Source organism: Winogradskyella sp. ABM4_392, from assembly GCF_056160445.1.
Genome location: NZ_JBSWXE010000020.1, coordinates 1 through 644, shown reverse-complemented (window position 1 = coordinate 644; position 644 = coordinate 1). Strand labels below are relative to the sequence as shown.

Sequence of the window (644 nt, the reverse complement as noted above, 5' to 3'; positions counted from 1 at the left end):
GCACCAGTAGCAACACCAGTATTAGCAGAAGACTCATCTTCAGTACACTCTATAGTGACATCTGCAGGAACAGAGATTGTAGGATCCGTAGTATCAACCACTGTAATGGTTTGGTCAGCAGACACGCTGTTACCACATGCATCTGTAGCTGTCCAAGTTCTTGTTATAGTTTTAGTATTGCCACAAGCTGCTACTTCAACATCACTGAAAGTTACATTAGGAACTGCGCAATCATCAGTTGCAGTTGCAGAACCAGTACTTGCAGGTGATGTGTCATCAGTACATTCAACCGTAGTATCGGCAGGAATTGTTAATACAGGATCCACTGTATCAATAATAGAATATGTAGCTGTAGTATTTGCAGTGTTTCCACACTCATCAGTAGCAGTAAATGTTACAGTAATAGCTCCATTTGCACAATCTACATCAGTATTAGCTCCATAGTCATTAGACCACGTCACAGTACCACAAGTATCATTAGCCGTTGCACCTGCATTATTAGCAAGCCATGCTTCTAATGTACCATCAGGTGTAACACCACATTGAATTACAATATTATCTGTATTTGTATTATCTATAGTTGGTGGAGTAGTATCAACCACTGTAATGGTTTGGTCAGCAGATACGCTGTTACCACACTCATC

1 pseudogene is annotated in these 644 nt (G+C 40.5%); it reads right to left on the bottom strand.

What is annotated here, in order from left to right:
* Positions 1–644: pseudogene (locus tag ACXAFS_RS15290) on the bottom strand (hypothetical protein); the annotation flags it as partial.